This window comes from Citrobacter sp. VF227 (assembly GCF_052950715.1).
The window spans coordinates 1-255 of the sequence record NZ_JBRFVF010000725.1 but is presented as its reverse complement, the minus strand read 5'-3'; the positions used below and the strand labels follow the sequence as shown (position 1 = coordinate 255).

1 rRNA gene is annotated in these 255 nt (G+C 51.8%); it reads left to right on the top strand.

The annotated features are described in order from the left end of the window. Nucleotides 1-255, top strand: a 23S ribosomal RNA gene (locus ACU8YC_RS28740); the annotation flags it as partial.

Here is a 255-nt window from a genome sequence, read left to right as displayed (position 1 = left end):
CCCCAAACCGACACAGGTGGTCAGGTAGAGAATACCAAGGCGCTTGAGAGAACTCGGGTGAAGGAACTAGGCAAAATGGTGCCGTAACTTCGGGAGAAGGCACGCTGATATGTAGGTGAAGCGGTTTGCCCGTGGAGCTGAAATCAGTCGAAGATACCAGCTGGCTGCAACTGTTTATTAAAAACACAGCACTGTGCAAACACGAAAGTGGACGTATACGGTGTGACGCCTGCCCGGTGCCGGAAGGTTAATTGA